The organism is Mesorhizobium sp. P2_B11, assembly GCF_056404855.1.
Genome location: NZ_JBFUDF010000003.1, coordinates 735,866 through 762,080, shown reverse-complemented (window position 1 = coordinate 762,080; position 26,215 = coordinate 735,866). Strand labels below are relative to the sequence as shown.

The following is a 26,215-nucleotide window of genomic DNA, read 5'->3' as shown; positions in this document are numbered from 1 at the left end:
CCCTGGCAAGATTGTCCGGGGCCACCCAAGGGAGGATATGATGAAACATTGGCTCGCGCTTGCCGCGGCATGCGTTTTTGCGACCTCGGCTGGGGCCGAGGAAAAGGTCCTGCATCTCTATTCCTGGGAGTCCTATTTCGGCCCCGGCACCATCGAAAAGTTCGAGGCCGAGAGCGGCATCAAGGTCACCTATGACATGTTCGATTCCAACGACATCGTCGAAACCAAGCTGCTCACCGGCGGTTCGGGCTACGACCTCGTCACCATCAATCCCGCGCCGCATCTGCAACGCGAATTGCCGGTCGGCGTCTGGGCGGCGCTGGACAAAAGCCGCCTTTCCAACCTCGGCAATATCGACCCGGCCGTCGGCGCTCGCCTCGATGAGGTCGACAAGGGCGGCGCGCACGGCGTGCCGTGGATGTGGGGAACGACCGGCGTCGGCTACAACATCGAAAAAATCCGCGGGATCATGCCCGATGCCCCGGTCGACTCGCTGCGCATGCTGTTCGACCCGGAAATCGCCGCCAAATTCGCACCGTGCGGCATCACCATGCTCGACGACGCCGAGCAGGTACTCGGCCTGGCGCTGATCTATCTCGGGCTGGACCCGGACACCACCAACCCCGACGAATTGCAGAAGGCGGTGGACGTGGTCGCGAAGATCCGCCCGTACGTGCGCAAGTTCCACAGCTCTAGCTACATCAACGACCTTGCAGAAGGCGATGCCTGCCTGTCGCTCGGCTTCTCCGGCGACATGCATATCGCCGACATCAGGGCCAAGGAGGCGAAGCGGCCGTTCACCATCACCTATCGCCTGTCGAAAGAAGGCAATCTGGTGTGGGCCGACATATTGGCGATCCCGAGCGACGCCCCGCATCCGGAAGCCGCGCTCGCCTTCATCGACTTTGTGCTGCGTCCGGAAATCGCCGCCTCCGCCGCCACGGATACCGGCTTCTCGACCGCGAACAAGGCCGCACTTCCGCTGCTCGACCAGACATTGCGCGCCGACCCCAATCTCTACCCCTCGGAAGAAGCGCAGAAGCGCCTGCATCTGCCAAAGGCCCTCGACCAGAAGTCGCTCAGGATGTGGTCCAAAGCCTGGGACCGCGCCAAGGGGCTGGAATAAGAACGCGGCATTCCAGCCCGTGATGCATCCACCATCCGAATGACAACGCCGTCTTTACCGGCGAATGTCAGGATCCAGCCGTCATTGTGTTTTCATCAATGACGGCGGATTGTGGCGGGAGCGCCACGGGTGGGATCGGCAGGATGCAGGCTTGGGAGACATTGCTCGCGGACCGGCGCCCGGCGCAGGCCGGCGGGTGGAATGGTCTGCAAGCCTGCTTTGCTCTCCTCGCCTTGACGGTCGTATTGATGCAGCGGGCAGAAGCGGGCGAGAAAATCTCGCATGTGCTTGATCACACCAGCATGGCCCCCGCCTATGCCGGCGGATCGGATCTCGTCACCGCCTACACCACAGGCATGGCGCGCAGCCGGCTGAACCTCGCGGGACGCGCCGGCCAGACCAATCTGGCGGTCCCGCTGGAGCCGTGGTCCTTGCGGGCGGAATTCCGGGCGCGGACATGGCGCGCGGCGGACGGCAGCCTGCTGCAAGGTTTTGCAGGCACTGGCGGCTTCCGGGTGACGGTCGGAAATTGCCTTGCCCGCTTTTGCGCCGCCAGCGAATGCAGCGATGTCGGTTGGCCGCTCTACAGCTGCAGCGACGGCCGCAAACGAAAGATGTCGGCCACCGACTTTGTGACGGCAAGTTTCGATGGCGTCTCCTACCGGCGGTTGAGCGCCGCCAAGGAGTAACGCTGCAGGCACTGCGAAAAATCCTCACCCCTGATCGTGCGCAGCCTGCGGCCAGCGCTGCAACGCTGCGTGACCACCTTCGGTCAGCGCATAGACCCCGCGCTCGGCCCTGGCGAACCAGCCATAGACATTGTCCAAAAGAATGCTGGCCGCGCGCGGCGAAATGCTCTTGAGATCCCGCGGGCGCTTCGGGCCGTCGGTCATGGCGGCGGCGCAGGCCAGCGCATCCTGCCGGTAGGCGGTCATGATCGGCGCGCGCGAACCGCCGCCGACCACCGGATCGCCGCGCCGGCGCCGGTGTTCCTCCATCAGCCGCGAACGCCGCTTCGGATCGCGGCGCGGCGGCAGAGCGGCCGGGCTGAGCAACAATTCGACCTCGCCTTTGCTGGTGACAGCCAGCAGCCCGAAGCCGAGCCGCCGGCAGAGCGCGCGAAAACGGCGGTCGTGCTCGCGGCCCTTGCCGCGCGCCGACATCCGCGCCGCCAGCCACACCTCATCGCAAGCAGCGGCGCGATCGACGCCTTGCAGGACCAGTTCCAGGTTGAACTGCAGTTTCAGTTCGCAGATGACCAGCACCGGCGGCTCGCCGTCGCGGACCGCCACGATATCGCAATTGCCGATTTCGCCCTTGACCGTGAATTCCAGGCTCTCAAGAAACCGCTTCACCGGGACGTAGAGGGACGTTTCCTGCATGGCGCAGGCATAGCCGATTCGAGCCCTGACGGCATCGGGATCGCCGAAAGGCCGATGTCGCGCTAAACCGCCTTGAACGCCACCGTCTGCAAAAGCCCGCCGCCGGGCAGGTTCTCCAGCGTGATGCTTCCGCCATAGCGTTCGACGATTTCCTTGGCGATCGCCAAGCCCAGACCGGCGCCGGGGATGGATTGCCAGCGGGCGGGATTGACGCGGAAGAATGGCTCGAACGCCTTGTTCAGCAGCTCCGACGGAATGCCGGGGCCATGGTCGGCAATTGCCAGGACGGCGCGGCCGTCGGCAGCCGTGAGCGAAACGCTGCACCCCTTGCCGTGCGTGGCAGCGTTGACGATCAGATTGCGCAAGGCCCGGCGCAGCCCAAGCGCCCCTGCCCGCACCGAGACCTTGTCGAGGCGGTCGGCCGACACCTGATGCCCCAGCGACCGCATCTCGGCCGCGATGTCGCGCACCAGCCTTTCCAGGTCGACCGGTTCGACCGCATCCTGGTTGACCTCCTCGCGCACCAGCCGGATGGCGCTGTCGGCGATGCGGTCGAGTTCGTCGAGGTCGTGCAGCCATTTATCGCGATCGTCGTCGAGGAATTCGGCGCGCAGCCGCATGCGCGTCATCGGCGTGCGCAGATCATGGCCGGCGGCGGCGACCAGCCGCATGCGGCTTTCCATGGCCGTCTTCAGCCGGGCGGAAAGCTGGTTCAGCGCATGCGCGGTCGCCTTGACCTCGGCCGAGCCCACTTCCGGCACCGACGCCAGGACGCCGTCCGAGCCGATCTTGGAGACGGCAGCTTCCAGCATTTCCAGCGGCCGGATCAACACGGAGGTGAAATAGACCGACACCGCCGTGGCGCCGGCGACGATCAGCGAGATCCAGCCGGCCAGAACCAGCCATTCGCGCCTTGGCGGCTTGACGTGCGGCACCTCCATGATCGCCCAGCGGCCATCGGGCAGTTGCACCGATGCGACTTGCCCTGGTTCATTCGCCTTCTCGCTGACGATAGCCCGGAGGTCGAACCCCCGGCGGCGCAGTATGTCGTTGAGCATCGCCGTTTCGGCGCGGGCGACCTTGCCGCCGGCGGCATGATCGGTGAGTTGTACGTTCAGCACATCCGGGACGGGACCCGGCTGCAGCCGCACCACAAGTTCCATCTGCTGCGCAATCCAGGGCACGGTCAGTTCCGGCGGCGGCCCGCCGCCGCGCACGCTGATGACGGCGGCGGTGGCCAGGCCGACCACACCGACGATCGAAGCAACCAGCAACAGAATGAGCCGCCGGCGCAGCGAGTTCATATCTCGGCCTCCACGGCCTCGACGCGCGCGGTCAACTGGTAGCCGCCATTGCGGACCGTCTTGAACAGCGGGCCGTCGCCCGTGTCGCCAAACTTGCGACGCAGCCGGCTCATCAGCACGTCGACGGAACGATCAAGCGGTTCGCGCTCGCGCCCTTGTGTGAGGTCGAGCAACTGGTCGCGCGACAACAGCCGGCCGGGCCGGTCGAGAAACACCTGCAGCAGGTCGAATTCGGCGCCGGTGAGATCGACAAGGGCACCTTCAGCGTCGGTCACTTTGCGGATGTCGGGCTCAAGCGTGTAGCTGGCGAAGCGGTAGATGCGCGCACGGGGTGCCGAAAACTCCTCCGGTGCGGCGCGCCGCAGCACGGCGCGGATGCGGGCGGAGAGTTCGCGCGGGTTGAACGGCTTGCCGATATAGTCGTCGGCGCCGAGTTCCAGGCCGATGATGCGGTCGACATCCTCTTTCAGCGCCGTCAGCAGGATGATCGGGATATGCGGTTTGCGGTCGCGCAAGCCTCTGCAGATATCGAGCCCGGAGCCATCGGGCAGCATGACGTCGAGCACGAGCAGGTCGAACTGCCCGACGCCGAGCTTCTGCTCGCATTCGCGCCGGTCCGCCGCCATCGATACGCGGAACCCCTGGCCGTCGAGGTAGCGCCCGAGAAGCGTCCTGATCTCGCGGTCGTCGTCGACGACGAGGATATGGGGTTGCGATTGCATTGCCTGCGATACGTCCTTGCCGATTACCTGGCCCTTTGCCGGTTTACCGCGCCGATTATAGGCAAGCCGCCGGCGCACAGCAGATAAAATTGCAACCGAATGTTGCCGGCAATCCGGCAGAAACATTCCGAAACAAATCTCCCTTTGCAGGAAACCTTCGGCAACACACCGAAGCAAAGCGGAAAAAGAGGCCCCCTATCCTGCTGCCATCCGATGCATGTTGGGAAAGGATTACGTCATGCAAAGCAGACTTCTGGCGCTCGGCCTGTTCTCCGCGGTCGCCATTCATCCCGCCCTTGCGCAGCAGGCCGATTTTGTCGCGCCGCCCGGCGAGCAACCGCAGATCGTTGCCATGCAAGGCGGCCCGGATCAGGGTCCCCCGGATCAAGGCGCCCCGGACCAAGGCGCGTGGCCGCACCGGCCGGCATGGCATGGTCCGGAAGGCTTCGGCCCGCATCGCATGGGGCCGCCGCCGCAATTCAGGCTTGCGGCCCGGCTTGCCGCGCTCGAGACCCGCATCGGTGTGCGCAGCGAACAGCTCGATGCCTGGCGCGACTACACCAGCGCGCTGCAGGCGGTGCTGGCGCCGCCCGGTCCCGACCATGGCCCCGGTGGTTCCGGCAATCGTGGTCCTGGCGCCGCGGATGGCTCCGGCGGCAAAGCCGACCAAGGTCCCCGCGACCCCTTCGCCTTCCAGGAGAGGCTGGCCGACGATGTTACCGAGCGCGCGGTCGCAGCCACCAAATTGAAGGACGCCATTTCAGTGCTTCGCACCAAACTGACGCCCGAACAGCTTGAAATCCTTGCCTCGGCGGAACCCCACGAACCGCCCCCCGGTCCCTGGGGACATCCGCCGCACGCAGCCGGCCCCGGAGGTCTGCCTGGCCATGACAGCCCCGAAGCCCTACCCCGGACTGATGAGCAACTCTGACCGGCTGCGCCGGCCGGTCCGCTGCCACCCGGTCTCGGACCGGCCGGTTTCTCTCTCCCGAAAATGATGGCCGTTCAGCCGCCATCAAGCAACGAAAGCACGACAATGTGGGAAGCCCTGATGATGCTGCGGCTGATCGCAGCCTTTGGCCCAGTCGGCGGCTCGCTCGGTTCGACCGGCCATGACGCTGGAACCATGCAGCCGGCCTTGCCGGCAGACACGCTCAAGGGCGCGATCCGGCTAAGCTTCGCCGCCTGGCGCCTGTCGCTGCCGTTTTCGACACAGTCGAGCGCCGCCCTTGATGACAAGAAAATTGCCTAGTGGCCGCTCGTTGCCGATCACGGCAAAGCGCTTGGCGAAACGCTGTCTAGTGGCCTATGGATGGTGCTGGGCATCGCGGCCAAAGACTTCATTTTGCCAAAGACTTCACTGTGCTTGTCGAATACGCCCTGGCCGCCGAGAAGGAGCGCAAGATGAGCCGCTTCGAGGCATTGCTCGACGCCACGCGCAAGCGGGCGCGGCCGATTGCCATAACCTTCCAATTGCCATGACCTTCGACCGCAACCCCAGCGAAAGATGATCGACGCCATGCCGTTCCCGTCCAGCCAGTCCTTTTTGCCGTCGCGCCGGTCCGCATCCTGGGCCGCGCTTTGTGCCGCACTCCTTCTCGCGGCCTGCTCGCAGGAGGGAGCAAAGGCTCCGGCAGGCATGGGCGCCGCCGGCCGGCCCGAGGTCGGTGTCGTCACGCTGCATCCGCAGTCGGTGGCCATCACCGCCGAACTGTCGGGACGCACCAGCGCTTCGCTGACCGCCGATGTCCGCCCGCAGGTGAACGGCATCATCCAGGCTCGGCTTTTCCAGGAAGGCAGCGAGGTCGTGGTCGGCCAGCCGCTCTATCTCATCAACCCCGCGAGCTACCAGGCAGCGCTGGATAGCGCGAAGGCATCCCAGCAGAAGGCTGAATCGGCAGTGCCGACCGCACAGGCCAAGTTCGACCGCTATGCCGGGCTGCTGGCGCAGAAGGTGGTCTCGCAGCAGGATTACGACGACGCGGCCGCGACGCTGGCGCAGGCACAGGCGGATGTGGCGTCGGCCAAGGCAAGCGTCGAGACCGCGCGCATCAATCTCGACTACACCAAGATCACCGCGCCGATCGCCGGTCGCATCGACAAGTCGTCGCTGACGCAGGGCGCCCTGGTCACCGCCAATCAGGACACCGTGCTCACCACCATCCGCGCGCTCGATCCGATCAATGTCGATGTCACGCAGTCGAGCACCAATCTGCTCAATTTGCGTCAGGCGATCAATGAAGGCCGGCTGAAGTTCAGCGGCCCCAATGTCTCGGTCAAGCTGAAGCTCGACAACGGCACCGTCTATACGCAGACCGGCAAGATGGAATTCGCCAGCGCCAATGTCGACCAGTCCACCGGCACTTTTGCGCTGCGGGCTCAGTTCCCCAACCCGGATCGCCTGTTGCTGCCCGGCATGTATGTGCGCGCCCTCATCGAAGAAGGCGTCGCCCAGAACAGTTTCCTGGTGCCGCAGCGCGGCGTCAGCCGCAACACCAAGGGCGAGGCGACCGCCATGGTCATCAACGCGCAAGGCAAGGTCGAGACGCGTGTGCTCACTGTCCGCAACAGCGTCGGCAACAACTGGCTGGTGGATTCGGGCGTTGGCGACGGCGACCGCGTCATCGTCGAGGGCTTGCAACTGGTGCGTCCCGGTGGCGATGCGACCGGCGTCGAAGTGACGATCGACGAGGCGACCGGCGAGGTCAAGGACCGCGCGCAGACCTCCTCGGCCGTGCCTGCTGCCGCCGAAGTGGCCGCCAACGCCCCGAAGACCGGGAACTGAGCCGATGTCCGCATTCTTCATCAACCGGCCAATCTTCGCCTGGGTGATCGCCATCGTAATCATGCTGGGCGGCTTGCTCGCGCTCACCACGCTGCCGATCTCGCAATACCCGCAGATCGCGCCGACCACGGTCAACATCAGCGCCACCTACCCCGGCGCTGATGCCCAGACCGTGGAAAACTCGGTGACCAAGGTCATCGAGCAAGGCATGACGGGCATCGACAATCTCGACTACATGACGGCGACGTCGACGTCGACCGGTGCGGCTACGATCACGTTGACCTTCACCACCGCGGCCGATCCCGATACCGCCCAGGTGCAGACCCAGAACAAGCTGCAGCTGGTGCAGTCGCAACTACCGCAGGTGGTGCAGAGCAACGGCATCACCGTCTCCAAATCCTCGACCGGCTTCCTGATGGTCATCGGCTTCGTCTCCAGCGACGGCAAGATGAACTCGACCGACCTTGCCGACTATGTCGACTCGACCATCAACGACACGCTGAAGCGTGTCGAAGGCGTCGGCTCGACGCAGCTTTTCGGTTCCAGCTACGCTATGCGCATCTGGCTCGATCCGGACCAGCTCGCCAAATACGCCCTGATGCCGAGCGACGTGGCTGCCGCGATCGAGGCGCAGAACACGCAAGTGTCGGCCGGCCAGCTCGGCGGCCTGCCGCAACGCAAGGGCCAGCAGCTCAACGCCACGGTGACCGCCAAGAGCCGGCTGCAGACTGCTGAACAGTTTCGCAACATCATCCTGAAGAGCCAGACCGACGGCTCGCTGGTCCGCCTCAACGATGTCGCCACCGTCGCGCTCGGCGCCGAAAGCTATACGACCGCCGCCAGATACAACGGCCAGCCGGCGGCGGGCGTCGCCATCAATCTGGCGACCGGCGCCAACGCCATCAGCACTGCCGAGGCGGTGCGCTCAACGATCAACCGGCTGAGCTCGACCTTCCCGCAAGGTGTCGAGGTCGTCTACCCCTACGACACCTCGCCCTTCGTGCGGCTGTCGATCGAAGAGGTGGTCAAGACGCTGCTGGAAGCCATCGTGCTCGTCTTCCTGGTGATGTTCGTCTTCCTGCAGAACTTGCGCGCTACCATCATCCCGACCATCGCCGTGCCGGTTGTGTTGCTTGGCACGTTCGGCGTTCTGTCCTTCTTCGGCTATTCGATCAACACGCTGACCATGTTCGCCATGGTGCTGGCCATTGGCCTGCTCGTCGACGACGCCATCGTCGTGGTCGAAAATGTCGAGCGCGTCATGCAGGAGGAAGACCTGTCGCCGAAAGAGGCGACGCGCAAATCGATGAACGAGATCACCGGCGCGCTGGTCGGCATCGCCACCGTGCTGTCGGCGGTGTTCGTGCCGATGGCCTTCTTCGGCGGCTCCACCGGCATCATCTACCGGCAGTTCTCGGTCACCATCGTCTCGGCGATGGTGCTGTCGGTGCTGGTAGCACTTGTGCTGACGCCGGCGCTGTGCGCCACCATCCTGCGCCGACCCAAGGACCACGCGACGCAGACCGGTCCGTTCGGCTGGTTCAATCGCGTCTTCGACCGCGGCACGACGGCCTATCGCGACGGCTCGCACGGCATCATCAACCGCTCCTGGCGTTTCCTCGCCGTCTTCCTCGCCATCGTCATCGCCATGGGCTGGATGTTTGTCCGGCTGCCGAGCTCCTTCCTGCCGGAAGAGGACCAGGGCATCCTGATCACCAGCGTATCGCTGCCGGTCGGCGCCACGCAGGACCGCACCGAGCGCGTGCTGAAGCAGGTCACCGACCACTACCTCAACGACGAAAAGGCGGCGGTCGAAGGCGTCTTCACCGCTTCCGGCTTCGGCTTCGGCGGCGCCGGGCAAAATGTCGGCATTGCTTTCGTGCCCATGAAGGCGTTCAGCCAGCGCTCGTCACCGGCGTTGTCGGCGCAAGCGGTCGCCGGCCGCGCCATGGGCGCCTTCCGCAAGATCAGGGACGCGCAGGTCTTTGCGCTGGCTCCCCCCGCCATCCAGGGTTTCGGCAACACCAACGGCTTCGACTTCTACCTGCAAGACGTCAACGGCGCCGGCCACGATGCGCTGATCCAGACCCGTAACCAGCTGCTGGGGCTTGCCGCGCAGAGCAAGCTGCTCACCGCCACGAGGCCCAACGGCCAGGAGGACCAGCCGCAATTCTCGGTCGACATCGACCAGGAGAAGGCCAGCGCGCTCGGCGTCAACCTCGCCGACATCAACAACACGCTGTCGGCCGCCTGGGGCAGCGATTACGTCAACGATTTCATCGATCGCGGGCGGGTGAAGCCGGTCTATATGCAATCCGATCCTAACTTCCGCATGCAGCCGGAAGATCTGGACAAATGGCAGGTCCGCAACTCCGCCGGCACCATGGTGCCGTTCTCTTCCTTCGCCTCCAGCCACTGGACATTTGGTTCGCCGCGGCTCGAACGCTACAATGGCTCGGCCGCGGTCGAGATCCAGGGCGCTGCGGCCGCCGGCATCAGCTCGGGTGCGGCGATGGACGAGATCGACAAACTCGTGGCGCAGCTGCCACCCGGCTACTCCCATGAATGGACCGGGCTGTCGCACCAGGAGCGGCTTTCCGGCAACCAGGCGCTGTCGCTCTATGCGATCTCGGCGCTGGTCGTGTTCCTGTGCCTGGCAGCGCTTTATGAGAGCTGGTCGATCCCATTCGCGGTCATGCTGTCGGTGCCGATCGGCATCTTCGGCGCGCTGCTTGCGGCCAGCCTGTTCGGCCAGACCAACGACGTCTATTTCAAGGTCGGCCTGCTGACCACGATCGGCCTTGCCGCCAAGAACGCGATCCTCATCGTCGAGTTCGCCATCGAGCGGCAGGCCGCCGGAATGGGTCTGGTCGAGGCGACGCTGGAGGCGGCGCGACAACGATTGCGGCCGATCCTGATGACGTCGCTTGCCTTCATCCTCGGCGTCACGCCGCTGGCGATTGCCAGCGGCGCCGGTTCAGGCGCTCAGAACTCCGTCGGCATCGGCGTCATGGGCGGCATGATCGCGGCGACGGTGATCGGCGTGTTCCTGGTGCCGCTGCTGTTCGTTACGGTGCGGCGCATCTTCAAGGGCGGGGCGGCTAAACAGGGCGAAGCACCAGCAGCAGCCAACCAGCAATAAGGGTATTTCGTATGACAGGTTTTGAACGTGGCCGTCCGGCCGCGAGGCGGACGCTTTTGCCTATGCTTGCCGTGGTTCTGCTTTCGGGCTGCGTCGTCGGCCCGGACTATGAGAGGCCGCTTCTGGCGATGCCAGCAAGCTGGAGCGACCAGAAGACGGCTTCAATAGCCAGGCCGCCGCAACTGTCACAATGGTGGCAGCGGTTGCGCGATCCGCAACTGAACACGCTCATCGAGGAGGCGGTTGCCGGCAACCTCGATGTCGCCACCGCCAAGGCCAAGATCCGTGAGGCCCGCGCCAGCTACCGCCAGAGCGCCGGGACCCTGTTTCCCACGGCCGACGGCAGCGGCTCCGCCAATCGCAACAAGACCGCCGCGACCACGCAAGGCGGAGCTGCCAGCGATGCCTACAGCTATTACCAGGCCGGCTTCGACGCCAGCTGGGAGCTCGACCTGTTCGCCGCCAACCGCAGGGGTGTCGAGGCCGCCCGCTATGGGGTGGACGCTTCCGAGCAGGAGTTGCGCTCGACGCTGCTGACCATGGTCGGCGACGTCGCCTCCTACTATGCGCAAGCACGCGGCTACCAGGCGCGCATCCAGCTGGCACGGCGCACGGCTGCATCGCAGCAGCAGACCGCCGCCCTCACCCACACCATGTTGCTGGCCGGCACAGCAACGGCGGCCGACGTCGCCAAGGCCCAGGGGCAGGCAAGCACCACGGCAGCCGACGTTCCCTCGCTCGAGGCCAGTTACGCCCAAGCCGTACACCGGCTTTCGGTGCTCACCGGCCGCCCGCCGGCGGCGCTGAACGAGCGGCTGAAGCGCGCAGCACCTATCCCGACGCCGCGCCTGCCGCTGCCGACCGGCATTCCCGCAGACATTTTGCTGACCAGGCCCGACGTGCGCATGGCCGAGCGGCAGTATGCCCAATATACCGCAAAGGTCGGCCAGGCCGAGGCGGCCCGCTATCCTACAGTCAGCCTGACCGGCAATATCGACACGTCGGCTTTCAGGGTCGGCGATCTCGGCAAGAATTCCACCATCGGCTGGTCGTTCGGGCCGACGCTCAGCGTGCCGATCTTCAACGCCGGGCAGCTGAAAGCCGCGGCCGACGTCGCCAGGGCCGAGCGCGACCAGTATTTCATCGCCTATAAGGCGTCCGTGCTGACGGCGCTCGAAGATGTCGAAAACGCCATCGTTGCGCTTCGCCAGGAGCGCATCCGCAACGGCAAGCTTGCCGCTTCCGTGAAATCCTACGGCGAGGCCGCAAATCTCGAGCGCACGCTCTACAAGTCAGGCGAAGCCAGCCTTCTCGACGTGCTGGACGCCGAGCGGTCGCTCTATTCGGCCGAGGACAGTCTGCTGCAAAGCCGCATTGCGATTGCCACCGACTATGTCGCGCTCAACAAGGCGCTCGGCGGCGGCTGGGACGGCACGATCGCCAGCGCCAAACCCGAGATCGTCGACGCCAGGACCGGGCCGCGGCTGGCATCGGCGCCTGTAGGCCAGTGATCTCGAGCGGCAGGCTTGTCTGCGGCGGTTTAGAAGCGGGTGCGCGTCTGGCGCTGCCCCGGCGCGGCATCATCCGCCTCAAAATGCATCGCGTCCTGGACGGCGGCAAAAAACCGGCGGACATCGTTGGCGGCGGAGGCCGCATCGCTGCCGGCAGCGATCGCCTTGTCGAGGAGTTCGCGCGCCGTGGCCTTCCAGAAGGAGGTGGCCGTGTCGCCATGCAGCCTGCCCAGCCTGGCGGCCACCTCGCGCACCAGCATGGTCTGCCGGTCTAAAGGAAAGGCGCGCACGTTAGCTGAGGACATATTCTGCACCATGACACTGACGCAACGAATCAGACGCTGCTCTATGCGTCATGCCTAGCTGTGAAGTCGGAAACGGAACCTTAACGCCGCGGAGTCCGCGTCGATCCGAGCGAGTCGGGTGGTCAGCCTCCGGATCAAAAAGGCGCTAGATCCGCAGGCCCCTCGCCTCGCCGCCGGCGCGCTTGGCCGTAATCATCATGTCCCTGGCCAGCAGGCCGCTGACCCGGCAGAACGCCATGAAGGCACGGCAGGCGTCCTCGGTCTTGACCACATCCACCGTGGCGCCGAAGCAGGCATTGAACGCCGCCTCATAGACCTTGCCCTGTCGCTTCTTTGGCCACTCATGCAGGACATCCAGCGCCTGTTCGACGCTGTAGATTTCCTCTACCGGCAGCCCGGGCGCGGGCGCGATGCGCACCGGCACCTCGAATTGCAATCTGTCCATTTCCACGTCTCCCGAACTGGTGTCGCCACAGCAACGCCGTTCGTCGTCAAAAGTTGCTTGACCTGATGTCGCGCAAGAATGTGTCGTCACTGCGGTCGCCGCGTTCGGGCGTTAAAGCGCGCCCAGGCGCGCACTTTAACGCTTTGCTTTTAAGCAATTCCCAATGGAAACCGCTGCACTCGGTCCTGGAACTGTTGCTATTGGTTGGCCGGATCGGTTTCTGCCTCATAGGCCATGCGCACGGCGATGAAGAGCACATAGGCCGAGGGCACAGCGAAGATGCCCGCGAGGACCAGAGCGGCGGTGCCCGCCATGCCGAGCGTCTCGGCGACCGCCCAGTAGACCGTGCCGATGCAGATGAGCGCCTGCACTGAAAGGAACAGAGCGGCCGAGACCGCGCGGGTTAGTGTAAGGATGGTTCTTATGCGTTGCATGGAAAGCTCCGGAAAACCGCGCGTCACGCGAAATCCGCGAGCGGCCAGCGGCCGCCGCGGAAATCGCGACGCGAAAACAATGGGATAATTGAAAGAAGCGGGTACTAGACCGCGCTCAACTTAGGCGGATGGTGGCGCCCGGGGCTGGTTTGCATGGATGCGCGGCGCCGGGACAAACGCGGATGGCGCGGCTGCCAGGACCGGCAAAGCCTGGTCCAGCAGGAAGAAACCGGTTGTCGGCGCAATCGCCGCCGCATTGCCGCTGACGGCTTTGGCCGGCACCGGCCGGCCAGCGCGGATTTCGAGCCCCTGCGCCTTGGCTGTGACGCGCAGCAGCGCCACCGCATCGCCCTGCCGCGCCGTGCTGATGCTCGGCCCGCCCAGATTTGCGGTCACTGACGCCGTCGCTTCCACCTGGAACAGGCTGAGCAGCGCAAGCAGCAGCAAAGCCATCAGGCCCGAGCAGGTTGCCCTGATCGGCGTCATGACGGGTTTTGCGCGTTTGAACGCCATGGGACGGCAAAATCTCCTGATGCTTCCACCGGCCTAGCTGACTGAGTCGAAAAAGGAAAGCTTCGGTCGCTCGGGCAGAACAAGGCACGAGACAGCGCCGCAAGGCACGAATATCGCCGGCGCGAGCCCCTCGCCGGCAGTTCTTCCTTGAACCTTGCGGCTTCCAGTGCCAAATCTGGAGAGATTTTTGAACGGGCTGATATGCATAGCCCGCTTACAGGCAAAACGGACACTATGGTCACCTATCTCGACGCCGCCACGGCACCCCTCAGGAACACGGGCCAGATCCGCCTCTACGGCGAAGAAGGCTTTGCCGGCATGCGCAAGGCCTGCGATCTTACCGCGCGTTGCCTCGACGAACTGGTGCCGATGGTCCAGCCGGGCGTCACCACCGAGACCATCGACCGGTTCGTCTTCGAATACGGCATGGACCATGGCGCGCTGCCGGCGACGCTCAATTATCGTGGCTACACCAAATCGTCCTGCACCTCGATCAACCACGTCGTCTGCCATGGCATTCCAGACAACAAGCCGTTGAAGGACGGCGACATCGTCAACATCGACGTCACCTACATCCTCGATGGCTGGCACGGCGATTCCTCGCGCATGTACCCGGTCGGCACCATCAAGCGCGCCGCCGAACGCCTGCTCGAAGTCACCCATGAATGCCTGATGCGTGGCATCGCGGCGGTCCGGCCCGGCGCCCGCACCGGCGCCATCGGCGCCGCCATCCAGACCTTTGCCGAGGCCGAGCGCTGCTCGGTGGTGCGCGATTTCTGCGGCCACGGCGTCGGCCAGCTGTTCCATGACGCGCCCAACATCCTGCACTACGGCACATCGAGCGAAGGCGTCGAGATGCGGCCGGGCATGATCTTCACCATCGAGCCGATGATCAATCTCGGCCGGCCGCATGTGAAAGTGCTGTCGGACGGCTGGACGGCGGTAACGCGCGACCGCTCGCTGTCGGCGCAATACGAACACACGATCGGCGTCACCGACACAGGCTGCGAGATCTTTACGCTCTCGCCAAACAAGCTCGACCGCCCCGGCCTGCCGGCCTGAGCGGTCGATATTTGTCTGGCCGGAAGACGGCCCACGGTCTGAAGGCTTAGCCAACGACAGCCGGGTGAAGCAGGTCTTCGAGGCCGATGTTGCGATAGATTTCCCGGCGCATGCGGTCGGCAACGCCGTTGACGATCTCGGCGCCGTCCTGCGACGGGTCGACATGGACGCGGAACGGCCGCTTGCCGAACGGCATGTCGACGACGCGAACGATCTCGCGCGCCACTTCCGACGGATCGGCGTCGGCGGGCTCGAGGCCGGCCAGCCCCTTCAGCGCCCGATCGGCGATGCCGGCATAGGGCCCGGCTTCATATTCGGCGGCCCGCGCCGCATCCGATGGCTTGCCGGAATGCGCGAAATGATTGGTGCCTTTGGTGAAGGCGCCGGGAACCATGATGGTGGTTTCGATCCCCCACAAAGCGAGCTCGGTGGAGTAGGACACGGCCAGCGCATCCATCGCCGCCTTGGCCGCGAAATAGGGCGCGAGGAACGGCGGGGTGCCGCCGCGCGTCGAGGACGAACCGACCCAGACCAGCAGGCCCTTGCCCTGCCCGCGCAGATGCGGGAGTGCCGCACGGTTGACCCGCTGAGCCCCCAGCACGTTGACGTCGTACTGCTGGATGAACTGGTCCGGGGTGAAGGCCTCAGCGGGGCCGAACACCATATGACCGGCATTGTGGACGATGACGTCGAGTCGGCCCGCCTCGGCAATGATGTGGGCGATGCCGGCCTCGGCTGAAGTGTCCGATTGCACGTCGAGTTCCGCGGTGCGCAGATCGGCCTTGTGCTCAGTGGCCCAGGCGGCGACGGCCGCAACCTGCGGCGCATTGCGCCCGGCGGTCTCGCGCATCGTGGCGTAGACGGTATGGCCGGCTTCGGCCAGCGACCTAGCGGTCATCAGGCCGAAGCCCGAGGACGCACCGGTGACGAGGATGACGAATTTGGACATGACGATGGTTCCTTGATCGAGATGTGGTTGAAGCGGTTCAGGGTTGGCGGAGCCGGCCGGATCAGATGATCCCGCCATTGGCGCGCAGGGTCTGGCCGTTGATCCAGGCGCCGTCCGGGCCGGCGAGGAAGGCGACGGCGTCGGCGATATCCTTGGGCTGGCCGAGGCGTTCGAGCGGGGCCAATTTGGCCAGGCGGTCGACGAGGTCCTGCGGCTTGCCGTCGAGGAACAGCTTCGTTGCCGTCGGTCCCGGCGCAATCGCGTTGACGGTGATGTTGCGGCCGCGCAGTTCCTTGGCAAGCACGCTGGTCATTGCCTCGACCGCAGCCTTGGTGGCGGCATAGACGCCATAGGTCGGCTGCAGCAGGCCGACGACACTGGAGGAAAAATTCACGATCCGGCCGCCGTCACGCAGGCGCTTCGCCGCTTCGCGCAGCGTGTTGAAGGTGCCCTTGAGATTGACGGCGATCGTACGGTCGAACAGTGCATCGTCGCTGTCGGCGATGGTGGCGAGGTTCATGATGCCGGCATTGTTGATCAGCACGTCGACGCCGCCGAAAGCGGTTTCGACCGTGTCGAACATACGCGCCACCGCGGCAGCGTCCGAAATGTCGGCCTTCGCCGCCACCGCCTTGCCGCCGGTCGCCTCGATCCTGGCGACGACCGCCTCTGCGGCAGCCGCATTGCCGGCATAGTTCACCACGACGGTGAAGCCGTCTTTGGCTAGGCGCTCGGCGACGGCGGCGCCGATGCCGCTGGAGGCGCCGGTAACGAGGGCGATTTTGCCGACCTGGTTGCTCATGGTCTGGTTGGTCATGGTCTGTCTCCTTGCTGGATGCCGTTGATCGGCTGCCAACAAGATGCGCCTTCCCGCCTTGCGGATAATCAGGCATAATCCGACATCATCATTCGAGATTTCGAACAATGGATCGCTTCGACGCCATGCGCGTCTTCATCCGCATCGTCGAGCGGCGCAGCTTCACCAAGGCCGCCGACGATCTCGGACTGCCCCGCTCATCCGTCACCGATGCGGTCAAGAGCCTGGAGGCACGACTGGGCGTGCGGCTTTTGCAGCGCACGACCCGTCAGGTCAGCCCGACACTGGACGGCGAAGCCTATTATCAGCGCTGCGTCAGTCTGGTCGCCGACCTGGAAGACGCCGAGGGTGCCTTTGTCGGCGCAAAGCCGTCCGGTCCGGTCCGCGTCGACATGCACGGCACCCAGGCGCGGTATTTCCTGCTGCCCGGCCTGCCCCGCTTTCGGGAGTTGTACCCGGACATCCGGCTGCATATCAGCGAGATGCACCAGCCGCTGGATATGATCCGTGAAGGCTTCGACTGCCTCATGCGCGCCGGCGAACTCGCCGACAGTCCGCTGATCAAGCGGCGTCTGGCGACACTGGAAAGGGGCACCTTCGCCAGCCCCGCCTACCTCAGCCGCTTCGGCACACCGCAGACGCCCGACGACCTCGCGGGACACGAAATGGTCGGCCTGATGGCGCCGGACGCAGCCGAGATCATCCCGCTCGTCTTCAGCGTCGACGGCAAGACCCGCCAGTTCACCTTGTCTGCCAATGTGACGGTGACCGGCCCCGAGACCAATGTCGCGTCCGCTTGCCTCGGCCTCGGACTGATCCAGGTGCCGCGCTACCGGGTCGTCTCGGAACTGGCCAGCGGCGCGCTGGTCGAGGTGCTCGCAGGCTTTCCGCCCTCGCCCTTGCCGGTTCACGTGCTGTATTCGCCCACGCGGCAATTGTCGCCGCGCCTGCGCGTATTCATCGACTGGATGGCCCAACAGTTCCGCATGCGGACATCGCAAGTCGAATAAGCATCCGCGGCCCGATCCGGGCGGGCGCAAATTATGATAGCTGGATCGCTGGTTCATTCGGCAGGTCGACGGTAACGATCAGTCCGTTGGGCTGGTTGTCCTGCAGTTCGATCCTGCCGCCGTGTCCCTGGATGATGTCTGCGACGATCGAGAGACCCAGGCCAAAGCCATGTTTCGAAGCAACGCCACGCGAGGCATCTTCCTTGAAGAAGGGTTCGAAAACCTGGGCGCGCGCCGGCATCGGGATGCCCGGCCCATCGTCACCGACCGCGATGCGTGCCGCTGAGCCGGTCTGCGTCAATGCGACCGTGACATTGCCGGCGAATTTGACCCCATTGTCGCAGAGGTTGGTGATCGCACGGGCCAGCGCATTGGGTTTGCACCAGCCCAGAAGCCGGTCCGGTCCCGAATAGGATACCGAGAACCCGACATCGGAGAATTCCGCGCAGACGGTTTGCAGCACGCTGGCAATGTCGGCGCGCTGCAACTTCTCCGTCGAGACGTCGTTGCGCAGATAGGTCAAGGTCTCGCTGATCAGGTCTTCGATATGCTGAATGTCGGTCAGCATTGCGGTGCGAATGGGATTCTCGTCCATGCGCTCGGCGCGCAGCCGCAGCCGCGTCAAAGGCGTGCGCAAATCGTGGCTGACGCTGCGCAACATGCGCGTGCGGTTCTCGATCATCGTCCGGATGCGTGTTCTCATCCGGTTCAGCGCGCGCGTCAGGCCGACCATCTCGGTGGACCCGCGTTCGATGAAGAGTTCGTCGCCATTTTCGATCTCGGCCGAACCGACGGCGCTGGAGATGCGCTTCAGCGGGCCTGTGACGGTCCATACGGCAAAGAGCCAGATCATCGTGGGCAAGGCGATGAAGGCCATGAACCTGTAGAATGAAGAGCGGACGGCGCCCGACGTCAGAAAGGAATCAGGCATGCCGAAATGAGCCAGGACGCTCTGCTGGTCCAGGTCGACGACAAACGCGTATTGGCCGCTGATCCTTATCCAGCGCCCATCAATCGAGCCCTTTTCGATCCGCAGAAGCCAGGAGATGCTTTGCCATTCCAGGTAGGACGTTGGGATAGCACGGACCTGTTCGCTGGGCAGCACCTTGAAGTCAAAGCCGGCTCGCGCTGCCGCTGCCAGGATCACGCCGCGATCCTCCTCCCGCGCGCCGCGCAGCAGAGTGGCGACAACATCGGTTTGTCTGGCGCTGTCTTCCACGGCCGGGAGGTCGAAATACTCCGTAAAACTCTCGACCGCCGAGCCGCTGGACAGGATCACGATCACCGCGACGACAATGATTGCCGCGAACTGCCCACGCACCGACTGTGGCAGAAAACGGCCGAGGAAACTCCTCATGCTTCCTCCACCGTCGCGGTGAAGATGTAGCCCCCCAGCCGAACGGTCTTGAGCAGCACCGGATCGCGCGCATCCTTTTCGATCTTCTGGCGGATACGGCTGACATGCACGTCGACGCTCCGCTCGATCGGGCCGGCAAGCCCGGCATGCGTTACGCCGAGAAGCTCTTCGCGCGACAGAACACGGCCCGCGTTGCGGCAAAATGCTAGCAGAAGGTCGAATTCATGCGTGGTGGTGGCAACCCTTGCATTGCTCGGATCGTGCAGTTGCCGGCGTATGGGGTCGATGCGCCAACCGTTGAAGCGAAGCACCCTTGATCGGTCTCGCTCTTCGGGAGCATAGGCTGCGCGGCGCAGCAGAGCGCGTATTCGCGCGGTCAGTTCGCGCCCGCTGAACGGTTTCGTCACATAGTCGTCGGCACCGATCTCCAGCCCGAAGATACGGTCGATTTCTTCGCCAAGCGCGGTCAGTATCAGGATCGGAATGTTCGTTTCGGCGCGAAGACGGCGGCAGATGTTGAGGCCGCTTTCGCCGGGCAGCATGACATCGAGCACGATGAGATCGAATTTCTGAGCGCGAAGCGCGGCATTCATCCGCACACCGTTGCCGACGATTTCCACGATCATGCCGTTTTCGGCAAGCGTGTCGCCCAGCATGCGCGCAATTTCGAAATCGTCTTCGACGATCAGTATGCGCGGTCCCTGCCTTGCCGATTCCGCGCTCAGATCGTCTTGCTGCCTTTGCCAGGCAAGCTCGGATTTTGTCATGGCCTGCATTTGCGCGCCTGCGTGGTGTCAGAACCGGTATCCGACCAGAAGCATCCCTGAGGGCTGAACCTTGTCGACGACGATCGGGCTGTCGGCGGCGTCACCCAGGAGGATGCCGACCCCCGCTTCGCCACGCACCATCCAGTTCGCATCGAGCATATATGTGGCGGAAATGGAAAAATCGGCGCGCTTCAACCCGGCCCCGGCATCATAATGCGCCAGCCCCGAGCGGGCTGATTGTTCCGGCGTGACGCCGAAATATGCCTGCATGTAATTTTCATCGGCAAAGACGGCGGATGCGCTGGCGCCGACGATCAACGATTCCGTCAGAGGCCGGCTAACCTCGATCCCCACCTCGCCCTGCAAACCGTCACTGCCGCCTATGGTCTTGTCCACTTGGGCGAAGATCTCCGCCGGGCCGAACTTCACGGCTGCTTTCATGCCGACTTTCGCGCCCATATCGATATCGCCCAGGCCGCGAAGGCGATCGGCATCGTCCTCCTTGCGGCCCATTTCAAAACCGAGCCGTGCGCTCAGTTCGAATGGCCCTTGTTCATAGACGGCGATGTTGGCGCCTGACGGATTGATCGTCACGATGTCGAGGAATGTCGCGCTGACGAAAGGCACCGGCATAACCTTGAACTCGTCACTGCCCTCATATTTGGGGACGATGATGACGCCGCCGCCAAGGACGACGTGCCAATCGGCCAGTTTCTGTTGAACACGCCCAAATCGGGAAACGTCGGGCGGCGGGATGACATCGTCGGTATTCACGGCAATGGCGTCGGCTGCCATGCCCGAATGCGTTGAAAACAGGATTGCCATCGTTGCGACAGATGTCCGGCCGGCAAATAGTCCAGTCTCGATTTTTGCGAACATGCATGCTCCAGGCATAGAAAGGCGAAAGCCCCCGATGCCGTCAGCATTTCAGGTGAAGGTGGCTGCATGCATTAAGTGGTGTTAAGTTTTGTTGCGCAATCGTGGCTGCATCTTGCCTCATCATCTGCGCGCGGACTGTTTCAATCCATGCCAGAAAAGCTAAAGTCTGCGTCAAGGGGATGTGGGCTGCGCATGGCAAACAACGGTAATGACGATGAACGGGGGTTCTTCTCCGAGCGGTGGATTGAACCGCCGGCGAAGGACAAGTCCGCCAAGGTAAAGTTGACTGAAACGCCGCACTATCACGGCCATCGCGACCGTTTGCGCGAACGCTTCGTTGCCGGCGGTCCCGACGCCCTGCCCGATTACGAGCTTCTCGAACTGCTGCTGTTTCGTCTGATCCCGCGTATCGACACCAAGCCAATCGCAAAGGCATTGCTGGCGCGCTTCGGTTCATTCGGCGAGGTGCTTGGCGCGCCGGTGGCGTTGTTGCAGGAGGTGAAGGGCATCGGCCCCGCCGTTGCCGTCGATCTGAAGGTGATGGCCGCCGCTGCCCAGCGCATGGCGAAAACCGAAGTCCATGGCCGCGAGGTCCTGTCCAACTGGACGCAGCTTCTTGCCTATTGCCGTTCGGCCATGGCGTTCGAAAACCGCGAACAGTTCCGCATCCTGTTCCTCGACAAGAAGAACGTGCTGATCGCCGACGAGGTACAGCAGGTCGGCACCGTCGACCACACGCCGGTCTATCCGCGCGAAGTGATCAAGCGTGCGCTGGAACTCTCGGCCAGCGCCGTCATCCTGGTCCACAACCACCCTTCAGGGGATCCCACGCCTTCCCGCGCGGACATCGAGATGACCAAGCAGATCATCGACAGCGCCAAGCCACTCGGCATCGCCGTCCACGATCACATCATCATCGGCAAGAAGGGCAATGCCTCGATGAAGGGGTTGTTGCTGATCTAGCGCGAACCTCCTGAAAGCCGAATTGAAGCGAAAGGGCGTGACCTATGCCCAGCTCGTGGAAAAGCTGAATGCGATTGGCGTTGACGAGAAGGAAGTAAACGTGCGCAATAAGCTCTCTAGGGGCAAATTCACGGCGGCTTTTTTACTTCAATGTCTGGCAGCCATCGGAACTCATTCCGTCCAATTATAGACGCAGTATTCGTTGTAACGCTTGTCGCGCTCGTTATCGGTATGATTTGGGACGTGGCGTCAAAAAACGCCTACGATCAGATCCAATCCAAGAGCTATGGCGAGCACTATTCCAGTGAGGCCGATCAGCGAATAGAGCGCGATTGTGCGAAGCGCGAGGGTGCGGCCCTCGTTGAGTGCGTAAAGGAGGTAATAGAAACCTCCCACGAACAGCAGCGTGACGAGAACGATCTTGCCGCCCAAAGAGGCATGGAGCGTTGGGCGTTCTGGATGCTTGTTGCGACCCTTGGAAGCGTGGCCGTCACAACAATCGGTGTCGTTTATGTGGCTCTCACGCTCAGAGAGGCGCGGGAAACTACCGCCGCTGCCTTCAAGGGCGCAGATGCTGCGGAAGAATCCGTCGCCGAAGCGCGCAAAGCCACAAAATTCGCGCAGGACTCGACCGACATCGCTCGCGAGACAATGTTGGCTTCCGACCGGCCTTGGATCAACATCAAGGCCAAAATGGCCGCCGACCTGATCTTCACTGACACGACCGTTAGCGCCGCTATTCAATGCACCTTTAAGAATATCGGTAAGTCGCCCGCCGTACAGGTAAGTGTTGCACGGGTAAAAATGTTCGCTGATGTCGCAGTTGCGGCAATGACCGCCGACGACGACACCCGAAAGGAAATGCAGAATTATTCCTTTTGGTCGTCGTATGGCCGGGCCATGTTCCCAGAGGATGATTTTTCGGATGAATGGGGCGTCGAAATGGATGCTTCCGAGTTCAAAGCCCGGATCGCTGAACTGGACAAAGAGGTCGAAGAGCCATTCAACACCAATTTCCCAGCCGTGCTTATAGGCATCAGATACCTCATCCCCGGCGACAGGCAGTATCGCTTCACCTACATGACCTTTGAAATTAAGCGGGGATACGATCTCAATCGCGGCTTTGATGGTAATCCGAGTCGCCACCAACTCATTGAATTGACCCTCGTGCAATCGTTCATGCGCGGCCAGGTTCGATAGCGCAAAAAACGAGATGAATGCGGCCACAACCGCTCGCGCCCACACGGCGCGCCGCCTAGCTCACCGCTCCCTCCTGTGGTCGGGGTTTGGTGCGTTTGCTACATAAGACCGCAGTTCCGCATCCTGTTCCTCGACAAGAAGAACGTGCTGATCGCCGACGAGGTGCAGCAGGTCGGCACCGTCGACCATACGCCGGTCTACCCGCGCGAAGTGATCAAGCGCGCGCTGGAACTGTCGGCCAGCGCCGTCATCCTGGTCCACAACCACCCCTCAGGCGACTCGACACCGTCGCGCGCCGACATCGAGATGACGAAGCAGATCATCGACAGCGCCAAGCCGCTCGGCATCGCCGTCCATGACCACATCATCATCGGCAAGAAGGGCAATGCGAGTATGAAGGGGTTGTTGCTGATCTAGGTCTGACCCAAAGCAGCGCGGACGGGGCGGCAGATTCCATGCCGCCCCGGATCCGGCCAATCGCGCTAGCTGAGCGACCCGGCGGCTTGCGAGATGAGCCCGGCGATCACGTCAGGGTGAGAGATCAGCGACAAATGGCTTGCCTTCACCTCGATGGTCTTTGCGTTCATGCGCTTGGCCATGAAGCGTTCGAGATCCGGATTGATCGTGCGATCCTCGGTCGAGACCGCATACCAGCTTGGCTTCGAGTGCCAGGCCGCTTGCGTCGTCTTTCCGGTGAAAAGCTTGTCCGAGATCGGCCCCTGGACGGCGTAGAGGATGCGCGCCTTGTCACGGGGAATATCCCCGGCGAAATCCCGCAGGAAAGCCTCTTCGCCAAGCTTGCCATAGCCTGCGGACCAGACGAGCCCGGCCGACGCCGGCGGCGCTGCAAAAGTCTTGGCGAGCGCCGTGTAATCTTCGCCTGCGTCCGGGGCGCGCGCTGCGACATAGACGAGCGAGGAAACCTTTGTATCCATCCCTGCCTCGGTGATGATCATGCCGGCAAAGGAGTGTCCGACAAGGACGGTTGGCCCATCCTGGAGCGCGATGGCACGCCGCGTTGCCTCGACGCCCGCCTCCAGCGTCGTCAGCGGATGCTGGACGACGGTTGTGTTGAAGCCGGCCTGTTGCAGCAGGCCAACCACCTCCGACCAGCATGAGCCATCGGCATAGGCGCCATGGACCAGAACGACATTGCGAATTTTAGGAGCAGTCTGCGCTCGCGTTGTGTGGGAGCTGGCCAATATGGTGGTCGCCACCCCGGCGACAAGCGCGGTGGAGAAAGTACGCCGATTTATCATGATGTTGGATTCCTTGAGAGGTTGGCGGATCGCGCCCGGACTTCGGTTGAGGCGCGCCGCAAATGTTTCGCCCGGCACCTTCATCCCAGTCTTCGCAGCCTGCCGAGTCTTCGTTACGCCCGTCACCGCTTCGTGATCGCATGCCTCGGGCTCTCGCCGAGTTCGAGGCCTTACTTGCGTGCCGAACCCGAACGCACGCGCTTCAGTTGGCGTGCGCCTCGCGCGCGACGCCGCCGAGCCTGCCTTCCAGAAGATCGCGCCGCTGCTGCAATTCGCCGGAGACGAATTTGGTGAAGGCATGCACGCGCGCCGTGCGGCGCAGATCGTCATGCACGAGCACCCACAGCGCCGAGCCGATCTCTTCGATCAGCCCTCCGACGCGTACAAGCCCGGGCAGACTGTCGCCGAGATAGCAGGGCAATGCGGCGATCCCCATGCCGACGCCGGCCGCATGCGACATCGTCACCAGGGAATCGGCGCGCATGGCTATCTCGACATCCGGCAGCGACGACCGCATCCAGCGCGCGACGCCAATACTGGCCAGGCTGTCGTCGGGCGCGATCCAGCGCAGGAGCCCAAATCTCGGCTCCGGCGGCAGCGTCTCGGCATAGGAGCGCGCCGCGTAGGCGGCGAAGGCAACGCCCGAAATGCGCCTGCCGACCAGGATTTCCTGCGGCTGCGACACCGGCCGGATCGCGACGTCGGCATCCCGATGCGTCAGATTGGCAATGGAATTCTGCGTCATCGCCTCGACCCGGATGCCGGGGTGAAGATCACGAAACGCCGCCAGGATCGGCGGCAGCACCGACGCCATCAGCGTGTCGGTGGTGGTGACCCGCAACGTGCCTTCGAACCTAATATCCTGCCCCGACAGCTTGCGCGTCAGATCATTGACCGTCTCGGCCATTGTGCGCGCCGCGCCCAGCAGCTCCTCGCCGCCCGCGGTGAGCGCATAGCCCGTCGGCAGCCGATCGAAAAGACGGATGCCAAGCCGCGCCTCGAACGCGTTGACGCGCCTTAGCACAGTGGTGTGGTTCACGCCCAGGATGCGCGCCGCCGCCGCCAGCGAAGCACCCTCCGCAACGGCCAGCACCATGCGCAGATCTTCCCAGTCGATGTGGTCGCGTGAGCTGTGCATTTCTGCAGATAGGTAGAGGAAAGCGTTGCACTTGGCGAGCCAGACGCGTCACCGGGGCCGTTTTCTCCCGCGCGCCTGTGCAAAATTGCACAAGTGGTGGGCAAATCAGCAGATCGATCTGCGCAGGAACGCAGGCCATATGAGCCTTAACGCGCCGCTTGGTGGCGAGCCAAACTCAAGGAATGCGATCGTGGAAATCCTCTTCATCCCTCTGGCGCTTGTCGCCGGCGGCCTGCTCGCGGTGCAGGCCGGCGCCAACGCACAACTATCAAAAGCCGTCGGCTCGCCCTTTGCCGCGACGACGCTTCAACTCGCCGTCGGCGCCATCGTGCTGCTGTCGATCACAGCCCTCACCGGAACGGCACCGGCGCTGCTCACCATTCGCAACGCCGACTGGTGGCACGCGATCGGCGGCACGGCGTCGGCCTTCTACGTCGTTTCGACCATTCTTCTGTTCCCTCGCCTTGGCGCCGTCGTGTCGGTCGGCCTCTTCATCGCCGGCCAGATGCTTGCGTCCTTCGCCTTGGACACATTCGGCTGGCTCGGGATTCCGGAGGCCGGGCTGCGAGCCGGACCCGCCATTGGCGTGCTTGTCGTGCTTGCCGGCGCGGCGCTCATCGTGCTCGGGCAAAAGGGTGCGGCCGACAATCTGGCACCCTCGAAACTCGGCTGGATCGGACTGGCGCTGCTGGCAGGCGCCGTGCTACCGGTGCAAGGCGCGGTCAACGCCTTGCTTCGGCACGACCTTGGCGGCGCACCGTTCGCCGTCGGCACCATTTCGTTCCTGGTGGCGATGCTGGCCATGGCCGCGGTGCTTCTGATCACGCTTGCCCTGACGAAGACGCCTCGCCCTCGCCTCGCAGGCCTGTCATCGATGCCCTGGTGGGGTTGGCTCGGCGGCTTTGCCGGCGCCACCTATGTCACGACCGTGTTCACCGCCATCCCCGTCATCGGCGCAGCAGCAGCCGTCAGCCTGACGGTGGCCGGCCAGCAGGTCGCCAGCATCTTCGTCGACAATTTCGGCTGGTTTCGCCTGCCACAGCGGCTCGTGTCGGGCATGCGGCTCGGTGGCGTCGTCCTGCTCCTGGCCGGCTGCATCGTCATCAAGGCGCTTTAAACCCGGTGCTGAGCCTCGGCCGCCGCCG

General features: G+C 63.8%; 28 protein-coding genes and 1 pseudogene. 14 read left to right on the top strand and 15 right to left on the bottom strand.

From position 1 onward, the window contains the following. Window positions 1-40: 40 nt before the first annotated feature. Together AC1DYJ_RS12275 and AC1DYJ_RS12270 are read left to right on the top strand one after the other, a co-directional pair. On the top strand, window positions 41-1,126 hold the full coding sequence (locus tag AC1DYJ_RS12275) for an extracellular solute-binding protein (RefSeq protein WP_477281100.1): 1,086 nt from the start codon (window positions 41-43) through the stop codon (window positions 1,124-1,126). A gap of 248 nt (window positions 1,127-1,374) precedes the next feature. Next, on the top strand, window positions 1,375-1,815 hold the full coding sequence (locus AC1DYJ_RS12270; RefSeq protein WP_477281098.1) for a hypothetical protein: 441 nt from the start codon (window positions 1,375-1,377) through the stop codon (window positions 1,813-1,815). Between the two features lie 24 nt (window positions 1,816-1,839). Here the strand turns inward: AC1DYJ_RS12270 and AC1DYJ_RS12265 are convergent, their stop codons facing one another. The 3 genes from AC1DYJ_RS12265 to AC1DYJ_RS12255 all read right to left on the bottom strand — a co-directional run bounded on the left by AC1DYJ_RS12265 (window position 1,840) and on the right by AC1DYJ_RS12255 (window position 4,534). Next, on the bottom strand, window positions 1,840-2,508 hold the full coding sequence (locus AC1DYJ_RS12265; protein ID WP_477281097.1) for a DUF2161 domain-containing phosphodiesterase: 669 nt from the start codon (window positions 2,506-2,508) through the stop codon (window positions 1,840-1,842). Between the two features lie 62 nt (window positions 2,509-2,570). Beyond that, a complete protein-coding gene (locus tag AC1DYJ_RS12260; protein ID WP_477281095.1) occupies window positions 2,571-3,812 on the bottom strand; it encodes an ATP-binding protein in 1,242 nt (413 codons plus the stop codon). Further along, the gene (locus tag AC1DYJ_RS12255; protein ID WP_477281093.1) at window positions 3,809-4,534 is read right to left on the bottom strand and encodes a response regulator; all 726 of its coding nucleotides are present in this window, start codon (window positions 4,532-4,534) and stop codon (window positions 3,809-3,811) included. The genes AC1DYJ_RS12260 and AC1DYJ_RS12255 overlap by 4 nt, the downstream gene beginning before the upstream one ends. A 238-nt stretch (window positions 4,535-4,772) precedes the next feature. On the opposite strand from AC1DYJ_RS12255, the gene AC1DYJ_RS12250 reads away from it, so the two are divergent. Then, entirely contained in the window at window positions 4,773-5,465 is a 693-nt protein-coding gene (locus tag AC1DYJ_RS12250) for a hypothetical protein (protein ID WP_477281091.1), read from the top strand. A gap of 105 nt (window positions 5,466-5,570) precedes the next feature. Further along, window positions 5,571-5,786 carry a hypothetical protein gene (locus tag AC1DYJ_RS12245; protein ID WP_477281089.1) on the top strand — a complete coding sequence of 72 codons (216 nt, stop codon included), beginning with the start codon at window positions 5,571-5,573 and terminating at the stop codon, window positions 5,784-5,786. 17 nt (window positions 5,787-5,803) lie between these two features. On the opposite strand, the gene AC1DYJ_RS12240 is transcribed toward AC1DYJ_RS12245, so the two are convergent. Continuing rightward, window positions 5,804-6,175, bottom strand: coding sequence for a hypothetical protein (locus AC1DYJ_RS12240; protein ID WP_477281087.1), 372 nt, complete (start codon window positions 6,173-6,175; stop codon window positions 5,804-5,806). Between AC1DYJ_RS12240 and AC1DYJ_RS12235 the strand changes: the two genes are divergently transcribed. From AC1DYJ_RS12235 to AC1DYJ_RS12225, 3 genes are read left to right on the top strand one after another with little or no spacing between them, the layout of a single operon-like run. Next, window positions 6,174-7,319 (top strand): efflux RND transporter periplasmic adaptor subunit, encoded by a 1,146-nt coding sequence (locus AC1DYJ_RS12235; protein ID WP_477281085.1) that lies wholly within the window; start codon window positions 6,174-6,176, stop codon window positions 7,317-7,319. The two genes, AC1DYJ_RS12240 and AC1DYJ_RS12235, sit on opposite strands and share 2 nt — an antisense overlap. A gap of 4 nt (window positions 7,320-7,323) precedes the next feature. Next, window positions 7,324-10,461: an efflux RND transporter permease subunit gene (locus tag AC1DYJ_RS12230; RefSeq protein WP_477281083.1), complete on the top strand. Its 3,138-nt coding sequence runs from the start codon at window positions 7,324-7,326 to the stop codon at window positions 10,459-10,461. A gap of 11 nt (window positions 10,462-10,472) precedes the next feature. Next, a complete protein-coding gene (locus tag AC1DYJ_RS12225; RefSeq protein ID WP_477281082.1) occupies window positions 10,473-11,972 on the top strand; it encodes an efflux transporter outer membrane subunit in 1,500 nt (499 codons plus the stop codon). A 29-nt stretch (window positions 11,973-12,001) separates the two neighbouring features. Here the strand turns inward: AC1DYJ_RS12225 and AC1DYJ_RS12220 are convergent, their stop codons facing one another. The 4 genes from AC1DYJ_RS12220 to AC1DYJ_RS12205 all read right to left on the bottom strand — a co-directional run bounded on the left by AC1DYJ_RS12220 (window position 12,002) and on the right by AC1DYJ_RS12205 (window position 13,669). Then, window positions 12,002-12,277: a DUF6074 family protein gene (locus AC1DYJ_RS12220; RefSeq protein ID WP_477281080.1), complete on the bottom strand. Its 276-nt coding sequence runs from the start codon at window positions 12,275-12,277 to the stop codon at window positions 12,002-12,004. 145 nt (window positions 12,278-12,422) lie between these two features. Next, window positions 12,423-12,722, bottom strand: coding sequence for a DUF982 domain-containing protein (locus AC1DYJ_RS12215; RefSeq protein WP_477281078.1), 300 nt, complete (start codon window positions 12,720-12,722; stop codon window positions 12,423-12,425). 197 nt (window positions 12,723-12,919) lie between these two features. Next, window positions 12,920-13,156 (bottom strand): hypothetical protein, encoded by a 237-nt coding sequence (locus AC1DYJ_RS12210; RefSeq protein WP_477281076.1) that lies wholly within the window; start codon window positions 13,154-13,156, stop codon window positions 12,920-12,922. Between the two features lie 120 nt (window positions 13,157-13,276). Then, complete coding sequence (locus AC1DYJ_RS12205) at window positions 13,277-13,669, bottom strand: hypothetical protein (RefSeq protein WP_477281074.1); 393 nt, start codon at window positions 13,667-13,669, stop codon at window positions 13,277-13,279. A gap of 234 nt (window positions 13,670-13,903) precedes the next feature. Between AC1DYJ_RS12205 and map the strand changes: the two genes are divergently transcribed. Continuing rightward, window positions 13,904-14,731 (top strand): type I methionyl aminopeptidase, encoded by an 828-nt coding sequence (gene map, locus AC1DYJ_RS12200; RefSeq protein ID WP_477281072.1) that lies wholly within the window; start codon window positions 13,904-13,906, stop codon window positions 14,729-14,731. Window positions 14,732-14,777: 46 nt separating this feature from the next. On the opposite strand, the gene AC1DYJ_RS12195 is transcribed toward map, so the two are convergent. Further along, a complete protein-coding gene (locus AC1DYJ_RS12195) occupies window positions 14,778-15,680 on the bottom strand; it encodes an SDR family oxidoreductase (protein ID WP_477281070.1) in 903 nt (300 codons plus the stop codon). A gap of 61 nt (window positions 15,681-15,741) precedes the next feature. Then, window positions 15,742-16,482 (bottom strand): SDR family oxidoreductase, encoded by a 741-nt coding sequence (locus AC1DYJ_RS12190; protein ID WP_477281741.1) that lies wholly within the window; start codon window positions 16,480-16,482, stop codon window positions 15,742-15,744. A 122-nt stretch (window positions 16,483-16,604) separates the two neighbouring features. Between AC1DYJ_RS12190 and AC1DYJ_RS12185 the strand changes: the two genes are divergently transcribed. After that, the gene (locus AC1DYJ_RS12185; RefSeq protein WP_477281068.1) at window positions 16,605-17,507 is read left to right on the top strand and encodes a LysR family transcriptional regulator; all 903 of its coding nucleotides are present in this window, start codon (window positions 16,605-16,607) and stop codon (window positions 17,505-17,507) included. 31 nt (window positions 17,508-17,538) lie between these two features. Here AC1DYJ_RS12185 and AC1DYJ_RS12180 read toward each other — a convergent pair whose 3' ends face one another. The 3 genes from AC1DYJ_RS12180 to AC1DYJ_RS12170 are packed head-to-tail and all read right to left on the bottom strand — an operon-like array spanning window position 17,539 to window position 20,510. Then, window positions 17,539-18,864, bottom strand: coding sequence for a HAMP domain-containing sensor histidine kinase (locus AC1DYJ_RS12180; protein WP_477281066.1), 1,326 nt, complete (start codon window positions 18,862-18,864; stop codon window positions 17,539-17,541). Continuing rightward, the gene (locus AC1DYJ_RS12175; RefSeq protein WP_477408209.1) at window positions 18,861-19,631 is read right to left on the bottom strand and encodes a response regulator transcription factor; all 771 of its coding nucleotides are present in this window, start codon (window positions 19,629-19,631) and stop codon (window positions 18,861-18,863) included. The genes AC1DYJ_RS12180 and AC1DYJ_RS12175 overlap by 4 nt, the downstream gene beginning before the upstream one ends. Before the next feature lie 27 nt (window positions 19,632-19,658). Beyond that, window positions 19,659-20,510: a MipA/OmpV family protein gene (locus tag AC1DYJ_RS12170; protein WP_477281062.1), complete on the bottom strand. Its 852-nt coding sequence runs from the start codon at window positions 20,508-20,510 to the stop codon at window positions 19,659-19,661. 192 nt (window positions 20,511-20,702) lie between these two features. Between AC1DYJ_RS12170 and radC the strand changes: the two genes are divergently transcribed. The 4 genes and pseudogenes from radC to AC1DYJ_RS12150 form a co-directional block, all read left to right on the top strand. Beyond that, on the top strand, window positions 20,703-21,473 hold the full coding sequence (radC, locus tag AC1DYJ_RS12165; protein WP_477281060.1) for a RadC family protein: 771 nt from the start codon (window positions 20,703-20,705) through the stop codon (window positions 21,471-21,473). Window positions 21,474-21,483: 10 nt separating this feature from the next. Further along, on the top strand, window positions 21,484-21,663 hold the full coding sequence (locus AC1DYJ_RS12160) for a DUF6471 domain-containing protein (RefSeq protein WP_477281740.1): 180 nt from the start codon (window positions 21,484-21,486) through the stop codon (window positions 21,661-21,663). Window positions 21,664-21,716: 53 nt separating this feature from the next. After that, window positions 21,717-22,673, top strand: a complete 957-nt coding sequence (locus AC1DYJ_RS12155) for a hypothetical protein (protein WP_477281058.1) — start codon at window positions 21,717-21,719, stop codon at window positions 22,671-22,673. A 105-nt stretch (window positions 22,674-22,778) separates the two neighbouring features. Then, window positions 22,779-23,090: pseudogene (locus AC1DYJ_RS12150) on the top strand (JAB domain-containing protein); the annotation flags it as partial. Between the two features lie 65 nt (window positions 23,091-23,155). Here the strand turns inward: AC1DYJ_RS12150 and AC1DYJ_RS12145 are convergent. Continuing rightward, window positions 23,156-23,935: an alpha/beta fold hydrolase gene (locus AC1DYJ_RS12145; RefSeq protein ID WP_477281738.1), complete on the bottom strand. Its 780-nt coding sequence runs from the start codon at window positions 23,933-23,935 to the stop codon at window positions 23,156-23,158. 199 nt (window positions 23,936-24,134) lie between these two features. Then, window positions 24,135-25,070, bottom strand: a complete 936-nt coding sequence (locus AC1DYJ_RS12140; RefSeq protein ID WP_477281057.1) for a LysR family transcriptional regulator — start codon at window positions 25,068-25,070, stop codon at window positions 24,135-24,137. Between the two features lie 190 nt (window positions 25,071-25,260). Between AC1DYJ_RS12140 and AC1DYJ_RS12135 the strand changes: the two genes are divergently transcribed. Then, window positions 25,261-26,187: a DMT family transporter gene (locus AC1DYJ_RS12135; RefSeq protein WP_477281055.1), complete on the top strand. Its 927-nt coding sequence runs from the start codon at window positions 25,261-25,263 to the stop codon at window positions 26,185-26,187. Window positions 26,188-26,215 lie beyond the last annotated feature (28 nt).